This is a genomic window from Haloferax sp. Atlit-109R (assembly GCF_003665865.1).
GTDB classification, from domain to species: domain Archaea; phylum Halobacteriota; class Halobacteria; order Halobacteriales; family Haloferacaceae; genus Haloferax; species Haloferax volcanii.
Genome location: NZ_QPLO01000002.1, coordinates 1,464,651 through 1,480,960, shown reverse-complemented (window position 1 = coordinate 1,480,960; position 16,310 = coordinate 1,464,651). Strand labels below are relative to the sequence as shown.

The 16,310-nt window shown below is 65.5% G+C and carries 13 protein-coding genes; 9 read left to right on the top strand and 4 right to left on the bottom strand.

Going from position 1 to position 16,310, the window contains the following annotated elements; translation table 11 throughout:
• Positions 1 to 2: 2 nt before the first annotated feature.
• The 3 genes from DVK03_RS15830 to DVK03_RS15820 form a co-directional block, all read right to left on the bottom strand.
• Positions 3 to 1,106, bottom strand: coding sequence for an extracellular solute-binding protein (locus DVK03_RS15830; RefSeq protein ID WP_004062008.1), 1,104 nt, complete (start codon positions 1,104 to 1,106; stop codon positions 3 to 5).
• 161 nt (positions 1,107 to 1,267) lie between these two features.
• Complete coding sequence (locus DVK03_RS15825) at positions 1,268 to 2,242, bottom strand: deoxyhypusine synthase (protein ID WP_004062009.1); 975 nt, start codon at positions 2,240 to 2,242, stop codon at positions 1,268 to 1,270.
• 97 nt (positions 2,243 to 2,339) lie between these two features.
• On the bottom strand, positions 2,340 to 2,783 hold the full coding sequence (locus tag DVK03_RS15820; RefSeq protein ID WP_004041354.1) for a DoxX family membrane protein: 444 nt from the start codon (positions 2,781 to 2,783) through the stop codon (positions 2,340 to 2,342).
• Between the two features lie 692 nt (positions 2,784 to 3,475).
• On the opposite strand from DVK03_RS15820, the gene DVK03_RS15815 reads away from it, so the two are divergent.
• The 9 genes from DVK03_RS15815 (at position 3,476) to DVK03_RS15775 (ending at position 15,742) form a co-directional block, all read left to right on the top strand.
• Entirely contained in the window at positions 3,476 to 4,213 is a 738-nt protein-coding gene (locus DVK03_RS15815; RefSeq protein ID WP_006600132.1) for a 2-phosphosulfolactate phosphatase, read from the top strand.
• Complete coding sequence (locus tag DVK03_RS15810) at positions 4,206 to 5,003, top strand: sugar phosphate isomerase/epimerase (RefSeq protein ID WP_004041356.1); 798 nt, start codon at positions 4,206 to 4,208, stop codon at positions 5,001 to 5,003. Before DVK03_RS15815 ends, DVK03_RS15810 begins: the two co-directional genes overlap by 8 nt.
• A 282-nt stretch (positions 5,004 to 5,285) precedes the next feature.
• Positions 5,286 to 6,149, top strand: coding sequence for a hypothetical protein (locus DVK03_RS15805; protein WP_223174106.1), 864 nt, complete (start codon positions 5,286 to 5,288; stop codon positions 6,147 to 6,149).
• Between the two features lie 19 nt (positions 6,150 to 6,168).
• Positions 6,169 to 8,010 (top strand): ABC transporter ATP-binding protein, encoded by a 1,842-nt coding sequence (locus tag DVK03_RS15800; protein WP_115803369.1) that lies wholly within the window; start codon positions 6,169 to 6,171, stop codon positions 8,008 to 8,010.
• A complete protein-coding gene (locus DVK03_RS15795) occupies positions 8,007 to 8,966 on the top strand; it encodes an energy-coupling factor transporter transmembrane component T (RefSeq protein ID WP_115803370.1) in 960 nt (319 codons plus the stop codon). Before DVK03_RS15800 ends, DVK03_RS15795 begins: the two co-directional genes overlap by 4 nt.
• A 236-nt stretch (positions 8,967 to 9,202) precedes the next feature.
• Complete coding sequence (locus DVK03_RS15790; RefSeq protein WP_115803371.1) at positions 9,203 to 10,459, top strand: sensor histidine kinase KdpD; 1,257 nt, start codon at positions 9,203 to 9,205, stop codon at positions 10,457 to 10,459.
• 120 nt (positions 10,460 to 10,579) lie between these two features.
• Entirely contained in the window at positions 10,580 to 11,221 is a 642-nt protein-coding gene (gene rdfA, locus DVK03_RS15785) for a rod-determining factor RdfA (RefSeq protein ID WP_115803372.1), read from the top strand.
• A gap of 361 nt (positions 11,222 to 11,582) precedes the next feature.
• Complete coding sequence (locus tag DVK03_RS15780; protein ID WP_115803373.1) at positions 11,583 to 13,571, top strand: archaea-specific SMC-related protein; 1,989 nt, start codon at positions 11,583 to 11,585, stop codon at positions 13,569 to 13,571.
• 956 nt (positions 13,572 to 14,527) lie between these two features.
• Positions 14,528 to 15,742 (top strand): inorganic phosphate transporter, encoded by a 1,215-nt coding sequence (locus tag DVK03_RS15775; RefSeq protein ID WP_006600136.1) that lies wholly within the window; start codon positions 14,528 to 14,530, stop codon positions 15,740 to 15,742.
• On the opposite strand, the gene DVK03_RS15770 is transcribed toward DVK03_RS15775, so the two are convergent.
• On the bottom strand, positions 15,743 to 16,066 hold the full coding sequence (locus DVK03_RS15770; protein WP_115803374.1) for a hypothetical protein: 324 nt from the start codon (positions 16,064 to 16,066) through the stop codon (positions 15,743 to 15,745).
• Positions 16,067 to 16,310: the final 244 nt, after the last annotated feature.

Below are 16,310 nucleotides of genomic sequence, written 5' to 3'. Positions count from 1 at the left end.
CCTCAGATGTTCGCGCCGCGCGTTATCTCTTGGATGATGTCCTCCTGCTGGTCGACCAACTGGCCGTAGTCGACTTGGAACTCCGTCCGGTCGTACTCTGCCGGGTCGATGAACTCCTCGGGAAGCTCCAGCTCCGAGGAGCGAATCGGCCTGACGTAGGCGTCGAGGAACTGCTGTTGGCCCTCCAGCGAGAGGACGTAGTCCATGAACAGTTTGCCGGCCGCCGGGTTCGGCGCGCCCTCCAAGAGCGCGTAGCCGTACGGCATGTTGAGCGCGCCTTTGTTCCCGTTTTCGCCGCCCAAGAGCGCGACGCCGACGTTCTCTTCCGCGACCTCGTCGTTGTTGTACTTGAGATCGAGGCCGGAGTAGTCGTACCGGATGAACGTGGCGTACTCCCCGCGGGAGAACTGCGCGAGGAAGTTGTCGGTGAACTCCGCGCCGCCCTCCTGAATCCGCTCGTAGTAGTCGATGACGGGCTGGAGGTCGTTCATGCTACCGCCGCGGGCGTTGTTAATCGACAGCGCCGCCGCGAGTCCGACCGCCGCCTGCGGGGTCTGGAGCGCGAGGTCCTGCATGAGTTCGGGCTGGAGCAGGTCCTCCCACGTGGTCGGCTCGTCGAGGCCGCGTTCCTCGTAGATGTCCTTCCGATAGGTCACGGCCGTCGTCACTCGACGGGTCGCCGTGACGTGGCCGTCGTCGGTCTTGAGCGAGTCAGGCACCTTGTCCCACCCCTGCGGCTTGTACGCCTGGGTGAAGCCCTCGTTCCGGGCGACGATGCCGTAGGTGTAGCCGCCGTTGTACCCCGAGTGGGTCATGTTGTTCGAGTGCGAGCGCATGTGCTGGAGCGCCTCGCCCGACGAGCGGTCGTCGTCGTGGACGGCCACGCCGTAGGAGTCCTCGAACGACTGCATCAGCGACGGCCAGTTCATCCACCCGGACTGGACGCAGTAGAAGTACAGCATATCGGGGAACGCGGTGGCCTCGATGTTCGTCTGGAAGTCCCGATAGCCGACCTCGTACGTTTCCGCGTCGCCGCCACCGGACCCCGTCGCGTCGGCGTCACTCTCGGAACTGCTCGTCGTCAGACAGCCGGCGAGACCCGCCACCGCCGCGGCAGAACCTCCGATGAAACTTCTCCTGGTTGATACCATCACCCGGTCAACATGACTGTCCGTTAAAGGGGATTGCTATGAGCCTAACGTAGCCGTTTCGACGGTTGGGACACCTACATAGCGCTCCGAAGGGAACAATAGGGTGCGGCGGCGCGCTAGTTCTTGAACGCGCCGGCGACGAGGAGCGGGAAGACCAGCGTCGCCTCGGCTTCGACCTGCGTGTAGTTCGTGTCGTGGTCCTTGATTTTCCCCCACGACACGGCTTCGTTCGGGGGCGCGCCGGACAGCGAGCCGTCGCCCTCCATCCCCGTCGAGATGTAGACGACGTAGTCCGCGCCGCCGCGGAAGAGGTTCGTCATGATGGCGTGGTGCTTTGGGACGCCGCCGCCGACGGCGATGAGACCGGTTTCGTCCGCGAGGAGGCCGTCCTGGATGAGCGAGTCGTAGTCGTCGAGAATCTCGATACCGACCTCCTTGTCGTAGCCCTGCCGGTAGTAGTAGAGGAAGTTACCGACCTCGGCGTCGGTGAGCGCCGGGCAGTAGACCGGCACGTCGTTGTCGGCCGCCTGCTTCAACACCGAATGTTCGTCGTCGAGGGTCGCGCCCAGTTCGCGGGCGAACGCCGTCGGCGTCCGCACTTTCTCCTCCGCGAAGAAGTCCTCGAAGAAGTCGTAGAGGTACTGTTCGAGCCAGACGTACCGGTCGGAGGGGACGTAGATGTTGCCGAGGCGGTTGATGCCGCGCTCTCGGAGTTCGCCCTCGTCGGCGTCCCACGAGCCCATCTTGAACGGCTTGGCGGTCTTGATGACGTCCTCGGTCAGCGACCCAGAGGTCGTGATGAGCACGTCGACGAACCCCTCGCGGACGAGGTAGGCGACGGCCTCGCGCAGGCCCGACGAGACGATGTTCGAGGTGAACGTCAGGTAGACGGTCGCGTCCGCCTCCTGCATCTCCTCCGCGATGTCGATGGCCTCAGCGAGCTGCGTCGCCTGAAAGCCGGTCGTCGCGTACGCGTCGAGGAACTCGTCGAAGTCGAACGCGCCGTCGAAGTCGTAGCCCCGAACGTCGGCCGAGTCGATGGCCTCGTCGCTTCCGGGGACGACGCGGTCGTGAGTGTCATCTTCGGTCATCGGGTACGGCTCGCACCGGCGCGCTTGAATCAGTTCCGTTTGGACGCGAAAAACCGCGTGACAGCATGGTGATTCACACCAATTCGCTCGGAGACAGTCACCGCACCGAACGCGACTCGTCGGCCTCGACGGACTCGGGGCGAGTGTACCACCACGCCCACGCGACGAGTACGCCCTGAAGCGGCAGGCGAAGCCACAGCGCGGCGTCCGAGGGCTCCCGAAACGCCGCCGGAACGCCGTCGAGCACGATGTCGCTCGTCGCCATGTAGACGTTCGCGGGGAAGACCGCAATCAGCAGTGCGATGAGCCCCCACGCGGCGACGCGCTGAGTGCGGCGGACGCCGACGCCGACGCCGAGGGCGATTTCGACGACGCCGGAGACGTAGACGAGAGCGAGCGCCGCCGGGAAGACGGGCGGAACGACCTGCGCGTACGCGTTCGGCACGACGAAGTGCATCACGCCGGCGAGGACGTAGAGGCAACCCATCGCGTACCGGAGCGGCGTCTTGAATCGGCGGAGTCGTTCGGTGGCGAGAGTCATCTCGAATCGACGTTGGGCCGGCGGTGGAAGACGCTGTCGGCGGCAACGACGCGGCGGCAACGACACGGCGGCCACGGACGCTTTCGAAGCTCACTAATCAAACAGTAAGACAGTAGATATACTGATAACTTTGTCCGTCCGTCTCGTGGCCGAAGCGACCGAAGTCGGGGCAAACCGCCGGCGGGCTGGGAGCCGACCACGGGACTCCCGCGTCGATAGCCCCACCCACGACGACGGCGTCGTTTGCCACGAACAGGTGAAATTCGGGCGATTGAGAGTGTTACGGTGATATCTTCGTGGCGGTGTGAGCGCGGTCGCACGCGCCGCGGTGGAGCGGGTGCGTTTCGGGGCATCCAACAGTTCGGGAACGCGTCCAAATCACGACCGAGGTGGGACGTTCCCGACTGCTCGGCTCGTTCGAACGAAGAAACGCCGAGTGTGGCGCTGTACGCCCCCGAACCGACAGGGGGTGAGACAGACGATTCGTCGGAGGAACGTCGTCGTTCCAAGCCGCGGTCGGGACCGCGACCGGCGAGAGAGAACCATCAGAATATCTAGTAGAAAATAGTTTGTTTTCCGAGTATTCTCCCGACCCCGGCGTCGTCGAACGCGGCGTCCGAACTACGGATAGTACGGTCGGATATATATCGCTACTAGCAACTGACTTGTGGGTGTTGTCGAGAGCCTGGGCTATGTCCGCAGATGGACGACAGACAGAGCCGTTCGTAGAGACGTTGATAGAGGGCTGTGAGAACATCCCGGCGGAGCCGACGCCGGGCGACTACGTGGTGGTGGACGTGACTCACTTCTCGGCGACCGTCGCGGAACTGCTCGCGCTCGGGGCGGAGTACGTCCACGTGACCGACGAGCGCGGCGACGAACCGGCGTACCAAGAGGACCACCCCGACTGTCTCATCGGCGGCGGCAAGACCGACGACTACGAGCCGAACCCCGGCTACGACTTCTTCAACTCGCCGAGCTACGTCCAGCAGTTGGACCTCGACGGGCGACCGACCGCGATGACCTCCACGAACGGCGGGCGCGCCGTCTCGACGCTCCGCGAGCGCGGCGGGTCCGACGTCGAGGTGTTCGTCGGCGGCTACACGAACGCCGCGGCGGTCGCGGACCTGCTCGAAGCCCGCGGGCGGCCGGTCACTATCGTCGCCAGCGGGTCGAGCGGCCAGCCGACGCCCGACGACACCCTCGGCGCGGCGCTCATCGACGAGTGCCTCCACGGCGACGGCCTCACCGACCGCGACCGCGAGCGGTACGCGCGCCTCCTCGTGACCGCGAAGGGGCCGCGATACGAGCAGAAACACGAGATTCGGCGGCGCGACCTCCACGAGTTCGAGACGGCTATCGACTCCCGGTCGGTCGTGCCGGTCCTCCGCGGCGACCGACTCGTCCCCGCGAGCCGGGTCGATGTCTGAGGCGACGCCCGTCCAGCGACCGCGGTTCGGTGCGTCGATGGACATCCGCTACGCCGACGAGGTGGCCTCGTTCGCCGGGTTCCTCCGGCGGTTCGACCTGAACCACGTCGAACTCCGCGCGGGGTATCTGGACGTGCAACCGGGCGAGCGAGACGCCGAGCGCCTGCGGGCGGTCGCCGAGGAGTTCGACGTGAGCTACACGGTCCACGGCCCGCACCTCGACGTCGCGCCCGGGAACGTCAACGAGCGCCTTCGGAACGCCGCGGTCGCGGCGACCAAAGAGGCAATCGAGCTCGCCGCGGCAATCGACGCCGGCGGCGTCATCGTCCACGGGGGGTCGGTTCGGACGCGCTACCCCGACCACGTCCGCGAGCACACCCGCGAGCAGGCGGTTCGAACGCTCCGCGAGTGCGCCGAGTTCGCCGCCGAAGTGGGCGTCCCGGTCTGCCTCGAAAACCAGCGCGACAAACCGGGCACGCGTCGGCACACGGCGACTCCGGACCGACTCGCCGCGTTCCTCGACGACGTCGGCGTCGGCGACGAGTTCCTGAAGCTGACGCTCGACGTGGGGCACGCGAAGGCGACCGGCGTCGATTACGAGCGGTTCGTCGAGCGGTTCGGCGACCGCATTCAGGTCGCGCACCTCCACGACAACGACGGCACCGAAGACGCGCACGAACCGCTCCCGTCGTTCCGGTCGGTCGCCGCGGACATCGACGCCCCGTACAACGTCTTGGAGATGAAGTCCCGCGCTGACGTCGAGCGCTGCGTGAGCGGGACCGACGCCTGACGGTCGGGGTCGGTATCGGCGTCAGCGTCGGTGTCGGCGTCGGCGGCATCGCCACCGCTCGATTCCCGGTTCCGCGCCGTTCTTTTTTTCGACGCGAGCAGTTCGTGCAGTCGCATCCGAAGCGGTTCGCGAGCGCCGCGGCCGGTCGGCGTCCGGAGCGCGATATACTGATGCGATTGCTATGTACTGCCACCGATTACTCCACAGAGTATAGTCGGATATACAGTCGTACGCTGTGCTCATACCAACGATTAACCAATTCGCTTAACGACCACCACCCGGATGGTGACAACGTCCAACAACTCGAGTAGTGCGTTCAGTTTCGACCACAGGGACATGATGGCGTTCATCCTCGTCATGTCGCTGCACGGTTTGCAGAGCATGATTACGGAACTCCTGCCGGAGTTCTCGATAGGCGGGTTAGGCGTCTCTATCGGACCGTTCTGGTTCGTCGCGATGTCGGTCGTTCTCCTCTTCCGGTCGTTTTGGGCCTGTCTCGCGATTCCGGTCGGCGGCATCGTCTTCGGTGAGATTCTCATCGGTGACTTCAGCGCGCTCGGCGCGGTCGAGGGCCTCATCGTCATCACGCTGTCGTGGTTCTTCGCGATGTCGCTCATCACGGACCCGAAGAACGTCAAGCAAATCGCGGCGGTGGGCTTCCTCGCGAAGGCGATGGAAGAGACCGCGGCGTGGTTCATCGACGTCGGGAAGTTCTACGTCGGCGTCGAAGAGCTCGAAGCGATTTCGTGGCTCCCCGAGACCGTGTGGGCAACCGAGGGAATCGGGGCGCTGCTTCAGATTATCATCGCCGGCGTCGTCTTCGGGGCGATTCCGACGCTGTTCCTCTACCCGCGACTCCGCGGGAAAATCGAACCGCTGCTCGGCATGAGCCCCGTCGAGGGCCGCGACGGCCCGATGTTCACGCGCACGTCGCTGAAGCGACTCATCGCGTGGGTGGCGCTGATACCCGTCGCGTTCGCGTTCGAGACGCTGAGCGAGACCAGCGGCGGGCTCGTCACGTTCACGCCGGAGTTCGTCGAAACGTACGGCCAAGCGTTCCTGTTCGTGCCGATTGCCATCGCGGCGGTCATCTCGTTCGGGCTCGTCGCCTACCGCCAGCGCAAGGTCGACGGCTTGCAGGACTGAACCCCCATCTTTTGTTTTCATGAGCAGCAACAACATCGTCGTCGAGGACCTGACGTTTCAGTACCCCGGCGGCGACGAGGCGGTACTGCGCGACGCGAGCGTGACGATAGAGCCGGGCGAGTTCACGGCCGTCGTCGGTGGCAACGGCAGCGGCAAGACGACCCTGTGTAAGACGTTCAACGGCCTCATCCCGCACTTCTTCGAGGGGACGTTCGACGGGCGCGTCAGCGTCGCCGGCACCGACACCCGCGAGTCGGACGTGGCCGAACTCTCGAAGACGGTCGGCTACGTCTTTCAGGACTTCGAGAACCAACTCGTTCAGGAGACGGTCCGCGACGACGTGGAGTTCGCGCCCCTCAACCACGGGCTCGACGACTACGCCGAGCGGGCGACCCGCGCGCTCGAAACCCTCGGTCTCGACCACCTCGAAGACCGGTTCATCTGGGAGCTGAGCGGCGGCCAGCAACACCTCGTCGCGCTCGCGGGGGTGCTGGCGATGGACCCCGAGTTCATCTTCGTCGACGAGCCGGCCGCACAGCTCGACCCCCGAAACGCCCGCGAGACGTACGAACAGCTCCGACGACTCAACGAGGAGCGCGACAAGACGGTCATCGTCATCGAACACCACTCCGAGTTCATCGCCGACTACTGCGACGAGATGGTGCTCGTCTCCGACGGCGGCGTCGCCTGGAAGGAACCGGTCGAAGTCGGCCTCAACAGGCTCGACGACCTACTCGCCCACGACATCCACCCGCCGCAGGTCACGCAAATCGCCGACGGCCTGCCGTCCGAGGCGGGCACCCTACCCAGTGGTCGGTATCCCGTGACCGTCGACGAGGCGGCAACGGCGTTTCAGCCCGCCACGGCGCGCGGGTCGCGGGCCGCGGTCGACGGCGGCGCGGTGGCGACAGCCGGCGCGGACACCGGCGGCGCGCCGACCGACGGCGAACAGGATAGGGACGCGCTGGTGACGATGCGCGGTGTCGGTCACGGCTACCCCACGCTTCGAGAGGGGTACAACCACGTCCTCGATGGGCTGGACCTCGAACTGTACGCGGGCGACCGGGTCGCCCTCGTCGGTGCCAACGGCTCCGGGAAGTCGACGCTGTTGCGGTTGCTGACGGGGGTAGAGTCCCCCGACCGGGGGACGGTGACGGTTCTCGGGCGCGACACGAGCGAGACGCTTCCCGAGCAGTTGGCCGACGACACCGTCTACATCCACCAGAACCCCGAGGAGATGTTCGTCGAGGACACCGTCCGCAAGGACATCGCCTACTACCTCGAGAACCGCGACGCCCCGAACGTGGACGACCGCGTCGACGAGATTCTCGCGTATCTGGACCTCGAACACCTCGCGGACCGTGACGGTCGCCTGATGAGCCTCGGCCAACAGCGCCGCGCGTCGCTCGGCATCGGGCTCGCGACCGACCCGACGGTCGTCCTCCTGGACGAACCCACGGGCAGTCTGGACCTCCAGAGCCGCCGCGAGGTGACCGGCATGCTCCGGAAGGCCGAGAGCCGCGTCGAAACCGTCGTCGTCGCCTCGCACGACCTGCAACTGGTCGCGGCGTGGGCCAACCGCGTCCTCGTCATGGGCGAGGGCGAGGTGCTCGCGGACGCGCCGCCGGCGGCGGTGTTCTCCGACCCGGACCTCCTCGCCGAGACCGACCTGCGCCAGCCGCAGGTGGTCGAACTGAGCCAGCGACTCGGGCTGGAATCCCCCGCCCTCAGCACCGACGCGATGTGCGAGACGCTGGCTCGGTCGCTCGGTGACGACGTGGTCGAAGCTGGCGGTGGCGGCGGCATCGGTGAGGCCGGCGATAGCGACGACGAAGCCGAGTCGGACGGAGGGGCGCGATGAAGTACGTCGACGCGCTCACCGACATCTCGGTCACCGACATCAAGGTGGACCTGATGCGGACCGCCTACGACAACGAGGACGCCCTGTTGAACAGCTTCGACCCGCGCGTGGTGCTCGTGTGGACCGTGCTGTTCATGATTATTCCGTGGCTGTTCTACGACACGCTCCCGCTGGCCATCCTGCTCGCGGCGGCCTTCGCGCTCGCCGCGCTCTCGCAGGTCAGCAAATACCTCCTCGCGTTGCTCCTGTTCGGCCAAGTCACCAACGTCGGCTTCTTCGTGGTGTTGGTCCCGCTCATCGGCGGGGCGATGCGAGCGGTGGGCCACCTGGGTGACAACGCCGGTCGGGTCGTCGAAGGCGTCACGACGGGTGATGTGAGCGTGTTCGCCGAGACCGGAACTATCGTCGCGGCCGCGGTCGGTCGGGGTATCCACACCGCCACGACCAGTCAGGAAGTCGGAATCGACGCCGTCGGGGCGCTCGTCCCGTTCTTCCTCAAGCTCACGATTATCTCGGTCATCAGCCTCGCCGTCTTCTCGGCGATGAGCCCGCAGAAGCTCAGCAAGGGGATGTTGCGTCTGGGCGTCCCCCGTCAGCTCACGTTCGCCATCGCCTACGGCTACCGGATGATGCCGCTTCTCGTCGAGGAGTACCACGCGCTCATCAACTCCTTCCGCCTCCGGAGCAAGGTTCCCGAAAAACAGGGACTGTTCAGGTGGCGCTACTTCTCCTACCTGCTGATGCTCTCGGTCAAGGCGTTCTACCCGCTGATTTTCAACGTGGCGAAGCGCTCGCGGGTCACCGTCGAGGCGATGGAGACGAAGGGGTTCTCGCGCTCGCTGGGCGACGAACAGAGCCAAGCCCTCCGGACCGAGGGCATGATGGTGCGGACCCGAGACGTCACGTTCGTCTTCGGGTCGCTGCTGTTCGTCGCCGCAGTCTGGGTGTTTACCTGAGCTGACGGCACGCGTCGGCACGCGTCGACCCGCGAACTATTTTCGACTCCGTACGACTACCGAACACGGGGGACGGCTACCGAACGGAAAGTGAGGCAGACAATCCACATAGCAACCACTTCATCGGACATCGCCGTCAACGAGAGTATGCAAGCGAGACAGACGCCGCCGGTCGGACGCGGGAGACGCTCGGGGTGTGGTGAACCGAGATGAAACCCGAAACACGGACGCGAGGAGTGGACGACGAATCAGCGGAGGCAAGCGAGGGACCCGCCGGAGCCACGCATCGATACCTCCCGTGGGCAGTCGCCGCCGGGTCGGCAATCCCGGTCGTCGCGCAACTCGCGGCGCTCCCGCCGGACCCGACGACGACGGCGCTCGACCTCGTCGGCGAGGGCGTCGTCGTCGCCGTGCTCTTCGCGTGTCTGTTCGTGGTGCGACGAATCCGCGACCCATCGGTCTTCTATCCGTTGGCGGGCGGCGTCGCGGCCTCGTACCTGTTCGCGCTGACCGACTTCCTCGACGAGTTCGTCGAACAGCCCGTCTGGTTCAGCTACCTGTTCGAAGACGGCGCGCAGGCGGTCGGCGCGGTGCTCCTCGTGTTCGGCCTCTATCGGTGGACCGTCGCGCGCCAGCGACGCGAGACCGAACTCCGCCAACAGCGCGAACAGCTCGCCGTCCTCAACCGCGTCCTCCAACACGACATCCGCAACGACGCGCTGGTCATCCGCGGGTGGGCGTCGGTCGTGCGGAAGGAGGCCGGGTCAGGGGCCGACGAGCGACTGGAGAACATCGTCGCCGCGAGCAACGGCATCATCGACCTCACCGAGAGCACGGCGCAGTTCACCGACGTGCTCACCTCGGACCGCGCCGCCGACCTCGAACCGAAGCCGCTTGTCGAAACCGTCGAGACCGAGCTTCAGAAGGTCCGCGCCGGGTACGACGCCGACGTGGTCGTCGCCGGCGACCTCCCCGAGGTAAACGTCCTCGCCCACAGCATGCTCTCCGCGGTCTTTCGGAACCTCCTCGTCACGGCGGTCGAGCGGGCGGACGCCGAGCGCCCGCAGGTCCGTCTGCGCGCCGATTGCGGCGCGGAGACCGTGACCGTCCGCATCTCCGACGACGGAGCGTCGTTCCCCGAGGACGCCCTCCTCGACGCGGGCGAGACCGTCGCGGAGACGCCCGACTCCCGAACCGGTCTCTCGCTCGTCGCCGCGCTCGTCGATCAGTTCGGCGGGAGCATCGCGGTCGAAAACGACCCCGACGGCGGCACGACCGTCGCAGTCACCCTCAGAACCGCCGAGGACGCGACGGAGTCTCCCACCGACCGGGTCGCTGAGAACGCCGGCGACGCCGAATCGACGCCCGCGGGGTCGCCTGCGACGAGCGTCGGCGGGGACGCCCGAGACGACTTCGCCGCCGTACATTCGGACCGCGAATCGTCGGCCGGCCGAGGCCCGTCGGCCGGTCGCGGCGACGCCGCCAACTACTGAGGCTCCGTCTCGGCTTCTCGTTTGCACCCGCCGTCCTCCGTCTCCACCTTCGCACCCTCGCCCGGAATCACGTCTCCCCCCGCGTCAAGCATATGTGCACGCACCGAATAGCAGTCGGTAGTGAGCGACTCACACGACTCCCCGGGCGGGAAACGCGGCCCCGAGAGCAAGGTCAGCCGACTGCTCCGCGAGCGCGGCTTCGACGGCTTCGGCGCGGAGCTCGAACGCCGCTGGACCGCTGAGGCGGACGCGCGGTCGAGCCTCCGCGACCTCGCTGACGCGTTCAACCGTCGGCTCCTCCGCGCGGCGCTCGACGGGCGAAACGAGCGCGCCCTCGACGGCGAAATCGAGACCCTGTACCGCGTGCTCACCGACGACGGCGTTTCGAGCGGGGCGCGGACGAAAGCGGTCCACCGACTCGAACGCACCGGCGTCGACGTCGAGCGACTGGAGGCCGACTTCGTCTCGCATCGGGCGATGCGCACCTATCTCACCTCGCACCGCGGCGTGACGCCGCCCTCAGAGACCGACCGCGACGACGGCGACCTCCGCGAGCACCGCACCGAAACCATCCGACGCCTGCTTGGTCGCGTCGAGCGCGTCACCGAGAAGTCGCTGTCCGACCTCGCGGCCGCCGACGAACTCGACGTCGACCCCGAGACCGCCGAGGTGTACGTCGACGTTCGCGTCCACTGCCCGGACTGTAACGCTCACTACACCGTCGAATCCCTCATCGACCGCGGCGGTTGCGACTGCGACTAACGCCGCTTCGCGCTTCGTCCTCCCCGATATCGAGCATCCCGAAGCGACTGGGTTCCGAGTTCGAAAGCCGTTCCGAAGCCCGCCGCGGTTCGAAACACGTTCCACCGATATCTGTGGAACGGATTGTATGCCACCGCCGTCAGACGGAGATACGAGGCAGAAAGACGAATGGCACGAAGGCCGTCGCGGACGAATCGACGACTGAATCGACGATTGACTTCCCGAGACGGCTCAAACCGCGGTCTCAAGACGCCGATACGCGGATTCGAACTCGGGGCGAGAAACACGTTCCAAAGATATCTATGGAACGGATTTCGGACTCGTCACCAACTGTTTTCACGGGGCCCGGTGTGGTCACCGTATGGCCACGACGAACGGACCGGCCCGCCTGACCGTCGCCGGAATCGGCGGCTTCGACGAGACCACCGTCGCGTTCGAACGCGGCGTCACCGTCCTCACGGCGGGGGACGCCGCCGACCGAACGTCGCTCCTTCGGGGTCTCGTGACCGCGCTGGGAAGCGACGAGTACTCGCCCGACTGCGACGCCGATACCGACGACAGCCGGGTCGAACTCGCCGTCGAGGGCGAGCGGTACGTGCGGACGTTCGCGGGAGAAGGCGACCGGGTCGTCGCGTCCGGCGACCCGTATCTCGACGACCCGGCGGCCGCCGACCTGTTCGCCTTCCTCCTCGGCTCGAACGAGGCCCGACAGGCGGTCACGGCCGAACGCGACCTACGGAAACTCGTCGTGCATTCGGTCGACATCGACGCCGTCAACGAGGAAATCGCTGACCTCCGCGCCGAACGCGCCGAGTTGGACGACCGAATCGAGGCGCTCGCGGCGCTCGAATCCGAGCGGCCGGGGCTCCGCGACCGCCGCGACGAACTCGACGCGACTATCGAGCGACTCGAAGCCGAGTTAGCGGACCGGCAGGCGACCCTCGACGGAATCGAATCGGCGGCGGTCGACGGCGACACCGACGCCGAGGCGAACCCCGAACCCGACGCTAACGGGTCCGATGCAGAGGCGCGACAGGGCCGGCGACGGGAGTTGTACGCGGCGCTCGACGACATCGAGTTCGAACTCGAAGCAGAGCGAGAGTCGCTGGACGCGCTCGACGCAGAAATCGACGACATCGAATCGGAACTGGACTCGCGTCCCGCCGACCCGGCCGCCGAACTCGACGACTTGACCGCCGAACTCGCGGAGTCACGGGCGCGAAAACGACGACTGGATGCCGACATCACGGACGTGCAGCGGACGCTCCAGTTCAACGAGCAGTTCCTCACGTCGGAGACATCGCCCGTCGCCGCTGCGAGCGAGGTCGAACGCGAGAGCGAGAGCGAGAACGACGAAAGCGACGGCGAGTCGGACGACGGCGACAGCGTCGTCTGTTGGACGTGCGGAACGTCGGTTCCCGAAGCGAGCATCGAATCGACGCTCGACCAACTCCGAGCGCTCCGCGACGACCGCCGCGAGGAGCGCGCCGAACTCGCAGACCGCATCGAACGGCTCCAAGAACGCCGGTCGGAACTCGAAGCCCTGCGAGAGCGACGACGGGACCTCGAAACCCGACGCGAGGAGTTACGCCGCGAGCGCGCCGAGCGTCGGTCCCGCGTCGAAGACCTTCAAGCCCGACGCGACGATGTCGAATCGGACATCGTCGACCTGCAACGCGACGCCGAGGACGCCGAGGCGGGCGAGGGCGACCGCGCCGCGCTCCTCGACGCCCACCGCGAGGTCAACCGCGTCGAATTCGAGTTGGAACGGCGGCGCGAGGAACGCGACGCCGTCGTCGACGAACTCGAAGCCCTCGACGCCGAACTCGACCGACGGACGGACTTCGAAACACGGAAGGATGAAATCGACGACCGAATCGACGGCCTCCGAGACCGCATCGAACGGCTCGAACGCGCGACGGTGTCGGCGTTCAACGACCGCATGGCGGACGTTCTCGACGCCCTCGAACACGACCGACTCGCCCGTGTCTGGGTCGAACACCGGAACGACGGAGACGGCGACGACGACGCGCTCTCGACCGGACGGTTCGTCCTCCACATCGAGCGCCGGACCGACGACGGGAAGACCTACGAAGACGTTATCGACCACCTCTCGGAGTCGGAGCGCAAACTCGTCGGCCTCGTGTTCGCCGTCGCCGGCTACCTCGTCCACGAGGTGTCCGACGACGTTCCGTTCCTCGTTTTCGACTCGCTGGAAGCCGTCGACGCCGAGCGCGTCCGCCGACTCCTCAACTACGTCCGCCCGCACACCGACTATCTCGTCGTTGATGTGTCCGGCGAGAGCGCGCGAGCGCTCTCCGAGTCGTACCGACGACTTCGGGCTCTGTGACTCTGAACTGCCGGTTCGAAAGAGCCAGACCTGACAGGCCTATGTCTGTAATCACAACCGCTGCAAACGAAGTACTCGGGGAGCAGCCCGAAGCCACGCAGGGGGTACACGGGTGGGTCTGTTATGCACGGCCGGTCTTCATCGGTACGACGGCAGCGAGAGTCAAACCCACGTGCAACGGTGTCGACTGCGGTAGCTACCGATTTCTCGGTGTGATTCCACCATTAATAGAATTTATCTGTCCCCCGTCGAGGCCGTGGGGTCCGTGTTACTGAACCTGAACGACCCCTTCAGGTCGTACTCTTGGCCGAGAACGTGGGGGAACTCGACGACGTTGCCTCCGTTTTCCCCGTGCTGGTAGTAGTTCCATTGTATTCCTTTTGCCGTGCGGGCCAGCGTCGTCGATGGCGTGAGAGAGGATTCGTCGTGGACCGGCGGTGCAGCGCGCTGAGTCCGTCAACGACTGACACCGAGAGAAACGCCGAGGCGGGGTTACTACGGGGGCCTGTTTGTCATCAGTCATGTAGATAACTAGCACTTCTAATATAGGCCCGGGTGGAGTGAGAATATATCAGTATCTCATAACCCGATGTAGTAGTACCTCAAAAGCACAAAATATAAGCTTAAATCCGGTTTGGGACACAACCATATTACGTTATCCAAATTATCCAACTTATTTAGATTTTTCAGAATATATCATACGTTTCCTCCCGCCGGTAATAATGCTATTATTAATCAATACTCTTAGTCACTAATCACGTCGCGGACGGCCGGGGTCAGTCCCGCTATGAACTGCATTAGTTATCCAGACGATTCGCTCATTACCAGTCGATATACCCGAATTCGGTGGGTTCATCCGTCCCCTACCACGGTTTTCTCATACATGGGCATACGTCGTTGTAGCCAGTGGCAGTCTCCCTCTTACCGCCAGCGACCGAGGAGGGGGCGTTGACAGCATGGCGTCGGTCATCGCCGTTCTCGCAATCGCACTCTTGGCGGCTCTGTTTATGTCGTTCACCGTCGGTGCAAACAGTAACTCGGCACCCGTCGCGCCCGCCGTCGGCGCGAACGCTCTTTCGGTTCTCCGAGCGGCCCTCCTCGTCGGCATCGTGGCCGGACTCGGAGCGATTCTCCAAGGTGGCAGTATCTCGGAAACCATCGGCAAGGACCTCGTCACCGGCGTGTCGATTACGCCGCTCGCGGCGGCGGCGGCCCTGCTGACCGCCGCGACGCTCATCACAATCGGCAACACCTACGGCTATCCAATCCCGTCGGCGTTCACCGTCACGGGGGCGATGATCGGGGCCGGTCTCGCCCTCGGCGGCGGCTTCGCCGTCGACGAGTACGTCGTCATCCTCGGGTTCTGGTTCGCGATTCCGCTCGTCGAGGGCGTCCTCGCGTACGGACTCGCGCGCGGCCTTCGAAGCGACGCCATCCCCGAAACCGTCGGGATTCCCGTCCTCGGTGGCGCGGTCGGCTACGCGTTGGCCAACATCCAGCTCACGGTCATTCCAACCGCAGCCGGTACACAGGGGTCAGTCGCCCGATACCTCGCCACCACGTACCAGTTCCTTCCGACGGTCGTCGGCGGCTCGTACACCCTCGGGATGGTCGTCGTGAGCGTGGTCGGCGGGCTCGTTGCGCTCGTCGGGACACGGGCGTTGCTCCACCGCGACGAGACCGCGGGCATCAATCAGTTCCTCGTCGCGCTGGGGCTCGTCGTCGTGTTCACGAGCGGCGGCACGCAAGTCGGCCTGGCGACCGGTCCGCTGGAAGCCGTGTTCGAGACTGACCTCCAGCTCTCGTCGATTTACCTGCTCGCGCTGGGTGGCGGCGGCATCCTCCTCGGGGCGTGGATTCGAGGGCCGCGACTCGTTCAAGCCGTCTCGAACGAATACGCGTCGCTCGGGCCGAGGCGGTCGATAGCCGCCCTGATTCCCGCCTTTCTGATCGCACAGCTCGCGATTGTCCTTGGGATTCCAATCTCGTTCAACAAAGTGATGATTGCGAGTATCGTCGGAAGCGGACTCGCCGCCAGTTCGTCGGGCGGAAGCGTCTCACCGCGGAAAGTCGGCATCACGATCGGGTCGTGGGTCGGGTCGATGCTGGGCGCGGGCGTCATCAGCTACGGCCTGTACCTCCTGTTGAACGCGGCCCCGGTCGTGGGGTAGTCAGGAGACGAGTTGGTCGATAATCTCTTCCTCCGCGGCCTGCGTTTTCATCCCCTCCCACGTCTCGAAATCGGTCGTGGCGACGATATACTCGTTGAGGCGGTCACGCGAGATGTCTTGGGCGTCGTCGATGTCGTCGAATTCCCACGGACTCTGCTCACAGAACCCGGCGAACGAGTCGAACTCGGTGTGGTCGCGCATGAACGACTGCGAGAAGAAGGCGTCCGACTGGACTCGGGTGCCCGCTTGCAGTTCACCGATTCGAGTGAGCGCGTTCCCGACTCTCTCCTCGAGGTCCTCCAGCTCGGTAATCTGAAGTTCCATAGCGGGGGTGGCGTCTCGACGCGGGTAAAAGCCACGACCAGTCACTGGCGTCAGTTCGAGGAGACACACGGCCCCCGCGTCCGGTTCGTACCTCGTCGGACCGGAGGGCCTGAGGACTCGTCGGAGCCGGATAGATTCCGAGACACGGAAATGGGCCACGTGCTGGGGATGCCGGTCAGGGCGTGTGTCATCCACCTCTCCGCGTCGAGCGCGGCACAGAGGCCGGCGACGAGCGCGATACCGG